This is a genomic window from Micromonospora sp. NPDC048871, from assembly GCF_043198155.1.
Lineage (GTDB): Bacteria > Actinomycetota > Actinomycetes > Mycobacteriales > Micromonosporaceae > Micromonospora.
Map to the genome: position 1 here is coordinate 1 of NZ_JBICUM010000010.1, position 15421 is coordinate 15421.

The window sequence follows — 15421 nt, forward strand, 5'->3', positions numbered from 1 at the left end:
CGGTCGATCGCCCCCACCCCCCCCCCGCGCCGAACCTCCCCCCCCCCAACCCCCGGTGTTTTCGTCTGCCCCACCCGGCGTGGTGTAAACCCCCCCCCCCGCGGGCGGGGGGCCGCCCCCCCCCGAAACCCCACCGCAAGCAGGTCAAACCCCAGCGAAACCCCACCGCAAGACGGTCAGGCCCAAGCCGAACCCAAACCAGGAACCAGACTCAGAGCACGAGCCGAGCCTTCTGCCAAGCCTCGTGCTCCTCGTCCGTACCCACCTTGCTGTACATGCCGACCATCAGCAGGGTCAGGCTGAGCAGCATCAGCACGACGACCGTGGCCACGCTGAAGTTGAAGATGTTGGCCTCGGTGCGGATGAAGGCCAGCCCACCCAGGCTGACCACCATGATCAGGTACGCGCTCCACTGGTTGATCAGCACGTCCAGGTTGCGGCCGATCGCCGTACCGGCCAGCACGGCGGCGCCGAAGATGAGGCTCAGCAGCGAGAGGCCGAGGTTGGTCCCCTGCCCGAGCACCCGGGTGTCGCCCTGCCCGAAGAACGGGTCGCCTGCGCTGGCGAAGAAGCCGAGCACACCGAAGATCACCAGGTACAGACCGATCAGCCCGCCGATCGCCCGGTAGATCGGCCGCGCGGGGTGGTTGACGGGGGTGTGGGCCATTTCTGTGTCTCCAAGGCCGTTGGGTCAGGGTCTTCGGGCGATTCTCCCGCACCCTGTGGTGTGACGCCGCACACGGGGTCCCCGGCAGGCGGCGACGCCGCCGGTCGTCCGGTCCCCGGGCGGGGTCGGCGGGTGGCTCAGCCGGCCGGGATCTCCTCGGCCAGGGCGAGCCAGGCCAGCTCGATCTCTTCCCGTTCCGCGCGTACCTGGTGCAGTTGGGCGTCCAGTTCGGCGACCTTGGCGTAGTCGGTGGCGTGGGTGGCCAACTGGTCCAGCAGGGTGGCTTCCTTCTGCTCCAGCTTGCCGACCTGCCGTTCCAGTCGGGTCAGTTCCTTGCGGGCCTGTCGCGCCTCGGCGGCGCTCATCGCGCTGGTGGCGGTGGAAGCGGGGGTCGGCGCGGCGGCCGGGGCGGTCCCGGGGCGGTCCCGGTCTGCGGCGCGGCTGAGGTACTCCTCCACCCCGCCGGGCAGGTGCACCAGCCGCCCGTCGCCGAACATGCCGTACGCCGTGTCGGCCACCCGCTCGATGAGGTACCGGTCGTGGCTGGCCACCACGATGGTGCCGGGCCAGGAGTCGAGCAGGTCCTCCAGGGCGGCGAGGGTGTCCGTGTCGAGGTCGTTCGTGGGCTCGTCCAGCAGCAGCACGTTGGGTTCCCCGGCTAGCAGGCGCAGCATCTGCAACCGGCGGCGTTCGCCTCCGGACAGGTCGCCGACCGGGGTCCAGAGCCGCCGGTCGTCGAAGCCGAAGACCTCGGCGAGTTGGGCGGCGGAGATCTCCCGGTCACCCAGGCGTACCCGGCGGGCGACCTCCTCGACGGCTTCCAGGACGCGCAGTTCGCTGGGGAGTTCCCGCAGTTCCTGGGAGAGGAAGGCGGGTCGCACCGTGGAGCCGGTGACCAGCCGGCCGCCGTCGGGGCGGGTGATGCCGGCCAGCATCCGCAGCAGGGTGGTCTTGCCGGCACCGTTGGCGCCGAGGATGGCTACCCGGTCGCCGGGGCCGACCTGCCAGGTGGCGTCCTCGAGGATGGTCTTGGGGCCGGCGTGCAGCCGGACGTGCTCCAGGTCGTACACCTGCTTGCCGAGCCGGGCGGTGGCCAGGCGTTGCAGGGAGGTGGTGTCGCGCGGGGGTGGCACGTCGGCGATGAGGGCGTTGGCCGCGTCGATGCGGAACTTCGGTTTGGAGGTTCGGGCGGGTGCGCCTCGGCGCAGCCAGGCGATCTCCTTGCGGAGCAGGTTCTGCCGGCGGGCCTCGGTGGCGGCGGCCACCCGTTCGCGTTCGACGCGGGCCAGGGTCCAGGCCGCGTAGCCGCCCTCGTAGGCGCGGACGGTCTGGTCGGCCACCTCCCAGGTGGTGGTGCAGACCGCGTCGAGGAACCAGCGGTCGTGGGTGACCACGACGAGGGCGCCCTTGCGGCCGAGCAGGTGCCGGGCCAGCCAGTCGACGCCGCCGACGTCGAGGTGGTTGGTGGGCTCGTCGAGGATGAGCAGGTCGGCCTCGCGGACCAGCAGGGCGGCCAGGGCTACCCGGCGGCGTTCGCCACCGGACATCGGTCCTACCGGCGTGTCCAGACCCAGGTAGGGCATGCCGAGCCCGTCGAGGATGGCGCGTACGCCGGCGTCACCGGCCCATTCGTGCTCGGCGCCCATGCTCTCGGCGAGCCATTCGGTGCCGAGCACGACGTCACGGACGGTGGCCTCGGGGCTGAGGGTGAGGTTCTGGGGCAGCCAGGCGACCCGCAGGTCACGGCGGTGGGTGACCCGGCCGTCGTCCGGTTCCTCGGCGCGGGTGAGCAGCCGCAGCAGGGTCGACTTGCCGGCACCGTTGAGCCCGACCACGCCGATCCGGTCGGCGTCGTCGAGGCCGAGGGAGACGTTGGTGAGCAACGGCCCGGCAGCGCCGTAGCCCTTGGACACCCGGTCCAGGTTGACGATGTTGGCCACGAACCCACCTCTCATGATCAAGGCGTCCCGGTGCCGGCGGGCACCTGGGGACGCCTGACTCTCAGGGTACGCGGAGCGCCACCGCCACCGCCCACGGCCGGTACCGATGATCGCGCTCGTTCTGGGATCGAGTGGTCTCGACTCGCTACGAGGCCACTCGATCCCGGATCGAGCGTGATCTGGCAGGTGGCCGGAAAGCAGGTCAGGTGATGCGGGCGCCGTGGACCGGGCCGTGGGCGGTGCGGGCCTGCCGGCACACCTCGGCGGCGGTCAGCTCGGCGGCGATCCGTTGCGCGTCGGCGGCGTCGAGGGCCAGGAAGACGCAGGTGGGGCCGGAGCCGGAGACGATGCCGGCCAGGGCCCCGGCCGCCTCCCCGGCCTTCAGGGTGGCCGCCAGGGAGGGGCGCATGGACAGCGCGGCGTCCTGGAGGTCGTTGCCGAGGGCGCCGGCGAGCACCCGGGGGTCGCGCTGGCGCAGGGCGGCCAGCAGGGCGTCCGTGCTGCCCAGGGCCGGTCCGGCCGCCCCGGCCTCGCGCAGCCGGTCGAGTTCGCGGTACGCCTGGGGGGTGGACAGGCCGCCGTCGGCGATGGCGACCACCCAGTGCCAGGAGGTGGGGCGGGCCAGGACGGGGCTGATCGCCTCGCCCCGGCCGGTGCCGAGGGCGGTGCCGCCGTGGATCAGGAAGGGCACGTCCGAGCCGAGGTCGGCGGCGATGCCGGCCAGTTCCTCGCGGGACAGGCCGGTGCCCCAGAGGGCGTCGCAGGCGACCAGGGTGGCGGCGGCGTCCGCGCTGCCCCCGGCCAGGCCGCCGGCCAGGGGGATCTGCTTGCGCAGGTGCAGTCGGGCGTGGGGCATCACCCCGGCGTACCCGGCCAGGGCGTGGGCGGCCCGGATGACCAGGTTGGAGTCGTCCAGGGCGAGTTCACCGGTGCCCTCCCCCTCCATGGTCAGGGTCAGGGTGTCACCCCGTCGGGCGGTCAGCTCGTCGTAGATCGAGATCGCGTGGTAGACGGTGTTCAGTTCGTGGTAGCCGTCCCGGCGCAGCGGGCCCACCCCCAGGTGCAGGTTGACCTTGGCGGGCACCCGTACCTTCACCGGCCCGCTGGCCCCGCGCCGCTCGTCGTCCTCCGGTCGCCAGGCCTCGGTCACCGGGTGCCACCCCGCCCGTACGACGGCACGAACGACTTCTCCACGATCAGCTCCTCGGCGGTTGTCAGGCGGCCGGTCCCGCGTCGGCGTCAGCCTACTGGGCTCAGGAGGTACCGCTCCGGGCCGACGCGGCCACCGCGGCGAACTGTTCGACCGTGAGGGATTCCCCCCGGGCGCCGGGGTCCACTCCGGCGGCGGTGAGCGCCGCGGCGGCCCGGTCGGCACCCCCGGCCCAGCCGGACAGGGCGGCCCGCAGGGTCTTGCGACGCTGGGCGAACGCGGCGTCCACCACGGCGAAGACCCGCTCCCGGGGTACGTCGGTGCGGGGTGGTTCGCGGCGGGTGAAGGCGACCAGACCGGAGTCGACATTGGGTACCGGCCAGAACACGTTAGGTGGCACCTTCCCGGCGGCGCGGGCGTGGGCGTACCAGGCGAGTTTGACCGACGGGATGCCGTACACCTTCGAGCCGGGACCGGCGACGAGCCGGTCGGCGACCTCCTTCTGCACCATGACCAGTCCGTGCCGGAGGCTGGGCAGCACGGCGAGCAGGTGCAGCACCACCGGCACGGCCACGTTGTAGGGCAGGTTGGCCACCAGGGCCGTCGGGGCCGGGTCGGTCAGTTCGGTGCCGGTGATCCGCAGCGCGTCGGCGTGGTGCACGGTGAGCCGGGCGGCGTACGGGCCGGCGTGCCGGGCGGCGGTCTCCGGCAGCGCCGCCGCCAGGGTCGGATCGATCTCCACGGCGTGTACGTGGGCGGTGGCGGGCAGCAGGCCCAGGGTCAGCGAGCCGAGCCCCGGCCCGACCTCCAACGCCACGTCCTCGGCGGCTAGCCCGGCGGCGGCGACGATCCGGCGCACGGTGTTCGGGTCGTGCACGAAGTTCTGCCCGAACCGCTTGGTGGGGGCGACACCGAGCCGGGCGGCGAGGTCCCGGATCTGTGCCGGTCCGAGCAGGTCTGCGGCCATAGCCCGACAGCCTACGGGTAGCGAAGGGCCCGCTATTACCGCCTCGTGGAGGACGATCAGTGCCAGGGGCCGAAGGCACGCTCGCCGGTGGCGGAGATCGCGGCGCACAGGTCGTCCAGGTCGGCACCGGTGGTGGCGGCCAGGGCCCGCACGGTCAGCGGGATGAGGTACGAGGCGTTCGGTCGTCCCCGGTACGGCGTCGGGGTGAGGTACGGCGCATCCGTCTCGACCAGGATCTGGTCCAGCGGGGTCAGCGCGGCGGCTTCACGCAGCGGGGCGGCGCTGGCGAAGGTGACCGTCCCGGCGAAGCTGAGCAGGAATCCCCGGCGGACACATTCGGCGGCGAACTGGGCGTCGCCGGAGAAGCAGTGCATCACCACGGTGTCCGGGGCACCCTCGTCGTCGAGGATGCGCAGCACCTCGTCGTGGGCCTCCCGGTCGTGGATGACCAGGGTCTTGCCGTACCGCTTGGCGATGGCGATGTGGGCCCGGAAGCTCTCCTCCTGGGCGGCCCGGCCCTCGTCGCCGGTGCGGTAGTGGTCCATCCCGGTCTCGCCGATGCCGCGTACCCGGTCCCGGGCGGCCAGCGCCTCGATCTCCCGCAACGCGGCGTCGAGGTCGGCCAGCCGGGGTGCCTCGTTGGGGTGCAGCGCCACCGTGGCCAGTACGGCGGGATGCCGGTCGGCCACCTCGGCGCCCCACCGGGAGGAGTCGACATCGACGCCGACCTGGACCAACCGGTCGACCCCCACCGCGGCGGCGACCTCGATCGCGGCGGCGACCGGGTCGGCGGCGTCAGCGGCGCCTGGCACCCCGACCTCGCTGACGGTGATGTCCAGGTGGGTGTGGCTGTCGAGCACCGGCCGGGGCAACGGCTCGGGTGCGGGCGGGAACTCACCGGCGCGGCGGGCCGCGCGCTGGCTGCGGGACTCGGTCATCAGCGACAGCATCACACATCCGGCCGCTGCGCCCGCGCACCGCCCGGAAGATGTCGGACCTCATGGATATCGTCAGCGCTTCGGCGCCATCGCCGATGCATCCCGGAGGTACACATGATCCATAGAAGACTGCTCGGTGCCCTGACGGCACTGGCCGTCGGCACCACAGGCGTCGTGCTGGTCGTCTCCAGCCCGGCATCGGCGTACGGGCTGAGAAGCCTGGTCCCCACCACCTGGGCCTGGACCGATTCCACCGCACCCCACACCTCCTTCGTCGACCAGCGGAGCGACATCCCGGTCGGCCGTTGGCTGGACGAGGAGGAGAACACCCACACCTCCCGCTCCTACTTCACCTTCGACCTGACCGCGCTGCGGGGGCGGGTGGCACACGAGGCCTCCTTCGCGGCGCGGGAGAAGCTGGTCACGGACTGCACCCGTTCCGCACCGGTGCAGCTCTGGCGGACCGCCCCGGTCACCTCGACGACCTCCTGGAAGAAGCCGCCGAAAGAGCTGGAGTTGCTGACCACCCTGTCCCGGTCGGCCGACCAGAGCTGCCCCGGTGGCTACCTGACCCATGATCTGACCGAGACCCTGCGCGCCGCGCTGCAGCGAGGTGACCAGACCCTGACCCTCGGCCTGCGCATCGCCGCGTCGAGCGAGCGGGACAAGCGGCTCGGTCGTTGGCTGGCCGCCCTGCCCGGGATCTCCCTGCGGGACAACGGCGTGCCCACGGTCGGTGAGGTGGGCCACCACCCGAGCGGCGCCTGTGGCACCGCCGACGCACCCGTACCGGTCAACCGGCGGTCGACGGAGTTCCGGGCGCAGGTGACCGACCCCGACCAGAACGATCGGGCCCGTGCCACCTTCGCCGCCTGGCCGGTGGCCGCACCCGAGCAGCGGGTGGAGCGCGGTGGCCTCGGGTACGCCGGCGGCATCTTCCGCACCGAGTGGGACACCAGCGGCTACCCGCACGACACCCTCGTCGCCTGGGCGGCCCGAGCCGAGGACGGCTACGACCAGTCCGAGTGGTCCACGCCCTGCTACGTACGGGTGGACGGGGTGGCACCGGCGCAGGCACCGACCGTGACCTCGGCCGAGTATCCCGAGGGGCGGGGGTTCCCGGGGCACGGCGGGCCGGGCATCTCCGGGACCTTCGTGCTCGACTCGCAGGGCGAGGAGGACGTGACCCGTTACCGGGTCTACGACACCAGTGCCGGGATCAACGAGTGGATCGACGTGGCCCCCGGTACGGCGGCCAACTACACCTGGGCGCCCCGTCGCAGCGGTTCACACTCCTTCGAGGTGTGGGCCCTCGACGCGGTCGGCAACACCTCGCCGGTGCGGCGGTACGAGTTCATCGTCCGGGACACCGCGCCCCGGTTCGAGGTGCAGGTCGGGGGCGTGGGGTTGCCCAGCACGGTGACCATGCGCTCCCCGGTGGCCGAGGTGACCAGCTTCGGTTACCGCATCGATGACGGCACCGAGGTCCGGGTGCCCGCGACCGACGCGACGGCCAGTGTCGAGCTGACCTTCCCGGAGCGCGCCACGTACCAGTTGGTCGTCTCGGCGTACGTCGGCGACACCCTCTCCGGGGTTCGCAGCGAGACGGTGCACGTCTCCGACGCCCCGGTCGTGGAGTCGGCGGACTTCGCCTTCCCGGACCGTCCCGGGGTGGTCGGCCGGGAGGGCAGCTTCACCTTCCGACCGCGTACCACCGAGGTAGTGGCGTACCGCTACGCCTTCGGCAACGACGAGGAGATCCGGATCGACGCGGGGCCGACCGGGGTGGCGACCCTGACCTGGACGCCGTCCCAGGGGGGCGGGCACGCCCTGCGGGTGCGGTCGGAGCGGGCCGACGGTGCTCTCTCCGAGGTCGAGCGGTACGAGTTCAGCGTGACCGACCCTCGCCCGACGGTCCATTCCAACGACCTGGAGGTCTGGCCGCGCCAGGACGGTGCCGGGGTGCCGATACGGTTCTCGTTCCACAGCCGGATGGCGGAGGTCACCGAGTTCGTCTACCGCTTCGACGACGAGACGGAGCTGACCGTCCCGGCGGAGTTCGGCAGGGCGTGGGTGACCTGGACGCCGCAGTGGGCCGGGGAGCATGAGGTGACCGTGCGGGCCCGGTACTCCTCCGGCGAGCTGTCGCCGGCGGCCCAGTGGCCCTTCACGGTCTGGTCCGGGCCGGTGGTCCGGTCACCGCAGTACGACGAGATCAGCTCCGAGGGCCGGGTGGGTCGGGAGGCCACCTTCACCCTGCGGCCCGGCCTGCCCGGCGTGCAGCGGTACACCTACCGGTTCGAGGGCGGGGAGGAGCAGACGGTCGAGGCTTCGGCCGACGGTTCCGCCACCCTCACGTACACCCCGGGATATCCGGGCTACCAGACCCTTGAGGTCACCGGTGAGCATGCGGGCGGCATCACCTCCGAGACCCGGACGTACGCCTTCAGCGTCAAGAACGACCGGGTCTCGGTGTACGGGTTCTACAACGAGTGGGGTCCGCAGGGCGGCATCGGGGTGCCAGGCTGGATGTCGTTTCATTCAGAGTTGTTCCCGGACGTGGCCGAGTACGTCTACCGGCTCAACGACGGGCCGGAGCAGACCGTGGCCGCCGACCCGGAAGGCACCTCCACCCCGCTGACCATCACCCCGGACCGCAACGGCAGCAACACCCTCCAGGTACGGCAGCGGTTGCGGGACGGTCATCTCACCCCGCCCACGGAGTACACCTTCCTGGTGGGGACGGCGCCCCTGGTGGCCTCGCCGGAGTACCCCGCCGGGCAGTGGAGCGGTGGGGTCGGCATCGGCGGGCAGTTCACCTTCAGCGGCGGCACCACCGGCATCGTGGAGTTCGAGTATCGGATCGGTGCCGAGCCGCCGGTGACGGTGCCGGCGGTCGACGGCTCGGCGACCGTGGGCTGGACGCCCGCTGAGCCGGGGACTTATCAGATGTCGGTACGAGGACGCACCGGCGAGGACACCTGGACGGACACCGCGAACTACCAGGTCTACGTGCAGTACTGACGGCCGATCGGGTCGGTTGAGGTTCAACCGGTGGCCCCGGTTTCGCTTCTGCGGGACCGGGGCCACGCATATCGGTCGGCGGGAGGGGAATGCGCGAGCGACCGCGTCATGGCGACCGTAGGAGTGGAGATGCCCTTCATCACCGTCGGTACGGAAAACTCCGCACCGATCGATCTGTACTACGAGGATCATGGGTCCGGTCAGCCGATCGTGCTGATCCACGGTTTCCCTTTCAGCGGATCGACCTGGGAGAAGATCTCCGGGCCGCTGCTCTCGGCCGGATATCGGGTGATCACCTACGATCGGCGCGGTTTCGGCAACTCGGCCCAGCCCTCGTTCGGGTACGACTACGACACCTTCACGGCCGACTTCGACATCCTGATGACGGAGTTGGACCTGCGTAACGCGATCCTCGTCGGCCACTCGATGGGCACCGGGGAGGTGACGCGCTACCTGGGCGCGTACGGCTCGGAGCGGGTGGATCGGGCGATTCTGCTGGCGCCCCTGGCGCCGTACCTGACGAAGGCCCCGGACAATCCGGAGGGGGTCGACCCCAGCCTGCTGGAGGAGTTCAAGCAGGCGATCATCGACGACCGGTTCGCCTATCTGACCCAGTTCTGCAACGACTTCTTCAACTACGCCGAGAATCGGGGCACCCTGGTCAGCGATGAGGCGTACCGGGCGCACTGGGACATCGGTGCCCGGGCCTCGGCGATCGGCACCCACGACTGCGTGGACTCCTGGGGCACGGATTTCCGCAGCGACGTGTCCCGCATCGACGTGCCCGTGCTGATCGTCCAGGGCGACCAGGACCGGGTGTTGCCGTACCCCAAGACCGGTCAGCGGTTGCAGCCGATGCTGTCGGACAGCCGGCTGGTCACCCTCAAGGGCGCTCCGCACGGCACCCCGTGGACCAACGCCGACCAGGTACTCCAGGCGATCATGGAGTTCATCGGATCGCCCGTGCGGGCCCGGGCCTGACCGGCCCGGAAGACGGGCGCGGCCCCGGTGCGGGGGTCGCGCCCGTCACGCGATCTCAGCCGCCGAGCCGGGCCAGTTCCTCGTCCACGATGGAGGGGTCCAGCTTGCGGAAGACCGGCTTGGGCGCCGCGAGGGGCCGACCCACCTCGAGGGGTACGGACTCCCAGCGCGCGCCCTGGGTGTAGTCCCCGGTCAACACCGGGTACGCGGGCCCGCCGTCGAGGTCCTCGACCTGCTCGATGACCGGCATCGGGGCGTGCACCCCGGTGCCGCCGAGCAGCTCGTGGACCTTCTGCGCGGAGTGCGGCAGGAACGGGGTGAGCAGCGTGTTGGCGTCGCTGACCACCTGGAGGGCGACATGCAGGATGGTGCCCATCCGGGGCTTGTCGGCCTCGTCCTTGAGCTTCCAGGGGGCCTGCTCGGAGAGGTAGCGGTTGGCCTCGGCGACCACCTTCATCGCCTCACCGATGGCCTGCTTCTGCCGGTGCCGGGCGATCAGGTCACCCACGGTGGTGAACCCGGCGCGGGCCACCGCCAGCAGCGCCTCGTCGGCCTCGGTGAGGCCGTTCGGGTCGACCGCCGGGATCTGGCCGAAGTTCTTCGCCGCCATGGAGATCGACCGGTTGACCAGGTTGCCCCAGCCGGCGACGAGTTCGTCGTTGTTGCGGCGGAGGAACTCGGCCCAGGTGAAGTCGGTGTCGTTGCTCTCCGGGCCGGCCACCGCGATGAAGTAGCGCAGCGCGTCGGCGTCGTAGCGCTCCAGGAAGTCCCGGACGTAGATGACCACCCGACGGGAGGAGGAGAACTTGCGCCCCTCCATGGTCAGGAACTCGCTGGAGACCACCTCGGTGGGCAGGTTGAGCCGCCCCAGCTGCCCCGGTTCGCCGTCCCGGCTGCCCTCACCGGAGTAGCCGGCCAGCAGGGCCGGCCAGATGACCGAGTGGAAAACGATGTTGTCCTTGCCCATGAAGTAGTACGCCTGGGCGTCCTTACCGGCCCCGTCGGTGGACCACCACCTGCGCCAGGCTTCCGGGTCGCCGGTGCGGCGAGCCCACTCGATGGAGGCGGAGAGGTAGCCGATCACCGCGTCGAACCAGACGTAGATCCGCTTGTCGGTGCGCTCCCGCCAGCCGTCCAGCGGGATCGGCACCCCCCATTCCAGGTCGCGGGTGATGGCCCGGGGCTGGAGGTCGTCCAGCAGGTTGCGGGAGAACCGCAGCACGTTCGGGCGCCAGCCCTCGCGGGTGTCCAGCCACTGGCGGAGCACCTCGGCCAGGGCGGGCAGGTCGAGGAAGAAGTGCTCGGTCTCGACGAACTTGGGGGTCTCCCTGTTGATCTTCGACTTGGGGTTGATCAGGTCGATCGGGTCTAGCTGGTTGCCGCAGTTGTCGCACTGGTCGCCGCGGGCGCTGTCGTACCCGCAGATCGGGCAGGTGCCCTCGATGTACCGGTCGGGCAGGGTGCGGCCGGTGGAGGGGGAGATCGCCCCCATGGTGGTCTTCGGGACGATGTAGCCGTTGCGGTACATCCCCTCGAACAACTCCTGCACCACGGCGTAGTGGTTGCCGGTGGTGGTGCGGGTGAACAGGTCGTAGGAGAGGCCGAGGCCGTGCAGGTCCTCCACGATCACCCGGTTGTACCGGTCGGCCAGCTCCCGCGGGGTCAGCCCCTCGGCGTCGGCCTGCACCTGGATCGGGGTGCCGTGCTCGTCCGTGCCGGAGACCATGAGCACGTCGTGTCCGGCCATCCGCATGTACCGGGCGAAGACGTCGGAGGGAACGCCGAAACCGGAGACGTGGCCGATATGGCGGGGGCCGTTGGCGTACGGCCAGGCCACTGCCGCGAGAACGTGACTCATGCCGAGCAAGCCTAGTGACCCGGCACCGGAGCCCGCGAAGCAATAGGGGGTGCTGGGGGCCGCGCCACCCCGATCCCGTGTCCGATTTGTCATCGACACGCTGCCTGAGCTGCCGTCTGTGGCGAAACTGCGGGTGTCAAATGAACCGCGTGACCGGCAGCAGAGCCACCCGTGACCACGACGAAAGTCCTCCCCCGAACCCCCGGCCCGATCCGGGCCCGCGTACCCACCCGGTGGCACCCCAGCCCCGGGCGGTGCCGCCGGGGCGGTCCGAGAGCCCACCACCTGCGGGGGTCGCCGGGGTGGAGGTGGAGCCCACCACCGGAGCGCCGGTGGAGGCGCTGCCCCGGCGGGTTCCGCTGCGCTCCGCCGGGCGCGGTGGGCACCGGGCCGGGACCGGCGCGGCGGAGGACACCTTCTGGGCCCCGATCGAGCAGGTGCACTGGGACGGCACTCCGGTGCGACCGGAGGCGCACGGATCGGTCCACCCCTGGTGGCGTCCCTCCTGGCCGGTACGGCGTCGTCGCAGGCGGTCGAGTCATCCGCCGGACCCCCTGCCCGGGTTGACCGCGCTGGTCGGGTTGACCTTGACTGCGGCCTTCTTCGCCTGGGTCAGCGCCGGCCCGTTCTGGCTGACGGTCGGGCACGGCAGGACGGGCAGTGTGGTGGTGACCGACTGCACCGGCGGCGGGCTGTCCCAGCGCTGCCGGGGCAATTTCACCGCCGAGGACGATCGGTTCCGCAGCTACGGGGTCCGGGTCAGCGGGGTGCCCGAGCGGCTGGCCACCGCCGGCACGATCCTGCCCGCCCGGGTCACCGGCCCAAAGGCCGACATCGCGTACGCCGACCAGGGCGCCGGGGCGCACCTGCGCTGGGTGCTGGGCCTGCTGGGGGTGCTCGGCTGCGCCGCCGGCATCGCCCGGTGGACCGGCGCCACCCGACTGCCCGACCCGGCGGCCCGGCGCTGGGCGGTCGCCACCAGCTTCGGCGGCCCGCTGGTGATCACCCTCGGCTTCCTCCTCGCCGCCTGGTGAGGCCCGCGAGGGGCCCTTACGCCTGGTGTACCAGGGTGTAGATATCGCGCCGACGCAGGCCGAAGGTGGTCGCCACCTCGGTGATCGCATCACGGCGGGTCATGCCGGCGGCCTCCCGTTCGGCCACCTCGGCGCGCAGGGTGTCGTCGTCCGGGCGGCTGGCGGCCGCCGCCGGGGCGCCGCCCACCACCAGGGTGATCTCGCCGCGTGGTTCGCCGTCGGCGGCCCAGCGGGCCAACTCACCCAACGGGCGACGCAGCACCTCCTCGTACGTCTTGGTCAGTTCCCGGCACAGGGCGGCGGGTCGGTCGGCACCGAAGGTCTCGGCCAGGTCGGCCAGGGCGGCGGTGACCCGGTGCGGCGCCTCGAAGATGACCAGGGTCCGCTCCTCGGTGGCCAGCGCCCGCAACCGCGATCGGCGGGCGCCCGGACTGCGGGGCAGGAACCCCTCGAAGCAGAACCGGTCACTGGGCAGCCCGGACAGCGCCAGGGCGGTGGTGACCGCGCTGGGACCGGGTGCGGCGGTGACCGGGACCCCGGCGTCCAGGGCGGCCCGGACCAGTCGGTAGCCCGGATCGGAGACGCTCGGCATGCCGCCGTCGGTGACCAGGGCGACGAAGCTGCCGGCGGTCAACTCCTCGACCAGTTCGGGGGTACGACGCTCCTCGTTGCCCTCGAAGTAGGAGACGATCCGCCCGGGGATGGACACCTCCAGATCGCGGGCCAGCCGGACCAGCCGACGGGTGTCCTCGGCGGCCACCACGTCGGCCGTGCCGAGCACCTCGCGCAGCCGGGCGGAGGCGTCGGCGGGGTTGCCGAGCGGCGCACCGAGCAGAACCAGGCGGCCAAGTTCGGACATTTCACCCACGGATCCGCACTCCTTCATCGATGGTCGTACCGGAATCGGGGACGATGTACGCCATTGACCCCGTTGGCAGCCTACGATCGCCGGGTGACGAGTGCGTCGACAGCACACAGCGCGAGCGCCGACCAGCCGCAGCCGGAGGCCGGGCCCTCCACCGCCGGGGTGACAGACCGGGCCGAGGGGGGCATACCGGCGATGGTCCGTCGCCGGCTGGCCACCGTCGAGGCGCAGCTGGACGGCCGATCGTGGCTGGCCACGGCGGTGGTGGTGGCGATCGCGGCGATCCTCAGGTTCACCAACCTCGGCCACCCGCCAGGCAAGATCTTCGACGAGATCTACTACGCCCGGGACGCCTGGGCGCTGGTGGACAAGGGCGTCGAGTGGAACTACAAGGACGGCGGACCGTCGTACGTGGTCCACCCGCCCCTCGGCAAGTGGTTGATCGGCCTGGGCGAGTGGGCCTTCGGCTACTCCGATGTCGAGCACGGCATCTCCGTGCCCGGTCAGATCTTCACCACCTCCCCCGAGTTCGGCTGGCGCTTCTCGGCCGCTCTCATCGGCACCCTGTCCGTGCTGCTGCTGATCCGCATCGGCCGCCGACTGTTCGGCTCCACGGTGCTCGGCTGCGCCGCCGGTCTGCTGCTGGCGGTCGACGGGTACCACCTGGTGCTGTCGCGTACCGCCCTGCTCGACATCTTCCTGCTCTTCTTCGTGCTCGCCGCCTTCGGCGCCCTGGTGCTCGACCGGGACGCCACCCGGCGCCGCTGGGCCCGGGCCCTGGAGGCCGGGCTCGATCCGACCGCCCTGGGACGGGCCGGTCGCCCGCCGGGCGGCTGGCGCAACTGGCCCTGGTGGCGGCTGGCCACCGGGGTGCTGCTCGGCTGCGCCTTCGCGGTGAAGTGGAGCGCCCTGTTCTTCGTGCCGGTGTTCGCCCTGCTGATGCTGCTCTGGGATGTCGGCGCCCGCCGGTCGGCCGGGGTGCCCCGGCCCTGGCGGGCCACCCTGCTCGACGGGTTCCCCTGGATGGTGCTCGCCGGGGTGCTGATGGCGGTCACCTACGTGGCCACCTGGTCGGGCTGGCTGCTCAGCAACGAGGGCTACTACCGGCTCGCGGAGCGGTATCCGCAGGCCGGGCTCAGCGACACTCCGATCATCGGCCCGCTGTGGAACCTGGTGCAGTACCACCAGGCCGCCCTGGGCTTCCACAGCCAGCTGGACGACCCGCACAAGTACCAGTCGTGGCCGTGGCAGTGGCTGCTGCTGGGTCGGCCGGTGGCCTTCCACTGGGTGCAGCCGCAGGGCGGTTGCGGGGCGGCGGGATGTGCCGAGGAGATCCTGTTGCTCGGCACCCCGCTGCTGTGGTGGTCGTTCCTGCCGGCGCTGGCGGCACTGATCTGGCTGGGCCTGGCCCGGCGGGACTGGCGGGCCGCCGCGATCCTGCTCCCGGTGGCCGGTGGGCTGCTGCCCTGGTTCTGGTTCGCCCTGGACGGCCGGACGATGTTCTTCTTCTACGCCGCACCGGCCGTGCCGTTCCTCGTGCTGGCGGTGGTCTACGTGCTGGGGGCGATCGCCTCTCCGGCCGGGCTGAGCGGAACCCTGCCGGTCGATGGCGCGCACGAGGAGGCGAGTCGAGATCGCCGGATGATCGGGGCGGTGATCGCCGGGGCGTACGTGGCCCTGGTCGTGATCTGTTTCGCGTACTTCTATCCGATCTTCGTGGGCCAGAACATCCCGTACACGGAGTGGTCGGCCCGGATGTGGTTGGGCAATCGCTGGATCTGAGCGCGTCCGTGTGGTCCCGGGCCGGCCCGGGACCACACGGACTGCCGGCAGGTGGACCCTGATCGACGAAAGGCCCGCACCTTCGGGTGCGGGCCTTTCGGATTCTTTCGAGCAAAAGGACGCGCCCCGATCGCCTGCCACGGGGGAAGCGGGCGATTGGGGCGCGCACCAGAAGCTTAACCACCCATGACCAGCGGCACAACGGGGCGGCACGG

The 15421-nt window shown here is 71.6% G+C and carries 11 protein-coding genes and 1 pseudogene; 4 read left to right on the forward strand and 8 right to left on the reverse strand.

From position 1 onward, the window contains the following. Nucleotides 1-144: 144 nt before the first annotated feature. The 6 genes and pseudogenes from ACGFIK_RS20660 to ACGFIK_RS20685 form a co-directional block, all read right to left on the reverse strand. Nucleotides 145-216, reverse strand: a pseudogene (locus tag ACGFIK_RS20660) (hypothetical protein); the annotation flags it as partial. Beyond that, nucleotides 212-667, reverse strand: coding sequence for a DUF4383 domain-containing protein (locus ACGFIK_RS20665; RefSeq protein ID WP_327022826.1), 456 nt, complete (start codon nucleotides 665-667; stop codon nucleotides 212-214). The pseudogene ACGFIK_RS20660 and the gene ACGFIK_RS20665, both read right to left, overlap by 5 nt. Before the next feature lie 137 nt (nucleotides 668-804). Then, nucleotides 805-2607 (reverse strand): ABC-F family ATP-binding cassette domain-containing protein, encoded by a 1803-nt coding sequence (locus tag ACGFIK_RS20670; RefSeq protein WP_357531229.1) that lies wholly within the window; start codon nucleotides 2605-2607, stop codon nucleotides 805-807. A gap of 202 nt (nucleotides 2608-2809) precedes the next feature. Further along, the gene (locus ACGFIK_RS20675; protein WP_327022828.1) at nucleotides 2810-3757 is read right to left on the reverse strand and encodes a 4-(cytidine 5'-diphospho)-2-C-methyl-D-erythritol kinase; all 948 of its coding nucleotides are present in this window, start codon (nucleotides 3755-3757) and stop codon (nucleotides 2810-2812) included. Between the two features lie 103 nt (nucleotides 3758-3860). After that, nucleotides 3861-4724: a 16S rRNA (adenine(1518)-N(6)/adenine(1519)-N(6))-dimethyltransferase RsmA gene (rsmA, locus tag ACGFIK_RS20680; RefSeq protein ID WP_327022829.1), complete on the reverse strand. Its 864-nt coding sequence runs from the start codon at nucleotides 4722-4724 to the stop codon at nucleotides 3861-3863. Between the two features lie 56 nt (nucleotides 4725-4780). Further along, on the reverse strand, nucleotides 4781-5674 hold the full coding sequence (locus ACGFIK_RS20685) for a TatD family hydrolase (RefSeq protein WP_327022830.1): 894 nt from the start codon (nucleotides 5672-5674) through the stop codon (nucleotides 4781-4783). A gap of 102 nt (nucleotides 5675-5776) precedes the next feature. Between ACGFIK_RS20685 and ACGFIK_RS20690 the strand changes: the two genes are divergently transcribed. Next, a complete protein-coding gene (locus tag ACGFIK_RS20690; protein WP_327022831.1) occupies nucleotides 5777-8686 on the forward strand; it encodes a hypothetical protein in 2910 nt (969 codons plus the stop codon). Nucleotides 8687-8815: 129 nt separating this feature from the next. Then, nucleotides 8816-9667, forward strand: a complete 852-nt coding sequence (locus ACGFIK_RS20695; RefSeq protein WP_327027276.1) for an alpha/beta hydrolase — start codon at nucleotides 8816-8818, stop codon at nucleotides 9665-9667. A gap of 55 nt (nucleotides 9668-9722) precedes the next feature. Here ACGFIK_RS20695 and metG read toward each other — a convergent pair whose 3' ends face one another. Further along, nucleotides 9723-11525 carry a methionine--tRNA ligase gene (gene metG / locus ACGFIK_RS20700; protein WP_327022832.1) on the reverse strand — a complete coding sequence of 601 codons (1803 nt, stop codon included), beginning with the start codon at nucleotides 11523-11525 and terminating at the stop codon, nucleotides 9723-9725. Between the two features lie 140 nt (nucleotides 11526-11665). Here metG and ACGFIK_RS20705 point away from each other — a divergent pair, with 140 nt between their 5' ends. Then, nucleotides 11666-12559, forward strand: coding sequence for a hypothetical protein (locus ACGFIK_RS20705; RefSeq protein ID WP_327022833.1), 894 nt, complete (start codon nucleotides 11666-11668; stop codon nucleotides 12557-12559). 16 nt (nucleotides 12560-12575) lie between these two features. Here the strand turns inward: ACGFIK_RS20705 and rsmI are convergent, their stop codons facing one another. Further along, nucleotides 12576-13445, reverse strand: a complete 870-nt coding sequence (gene rsmI / locus ACGFIK_RS20710) for a 16S rRNA (cytidine(1402)-2'-O)-methyltransferase (RefSeq protein WP_393340691.1) — start codon at nucleotides 13443-13445, stop codon at nucleotides 12576-12578. A 66-nt stretch (nucleotides 13446-13511) separates the two neighbouring features. Here rsmI and ACGFIK_RS20715 point away from each other — a divergent pair, with 66 nt between their 5' ends. After that, entirely contained in the window at nucleotides 13512-15206 is a 1695-nt protein-coding gene (locus ACGFIK_RS20715; RefSeq protein ID WP_393340694.1) for a dolichyl-phosphate-mannose--protein mannosyltransferase, read from the forward strand. Nucleotides 15207-15421 lie beyond the last annotated feature (215 nt).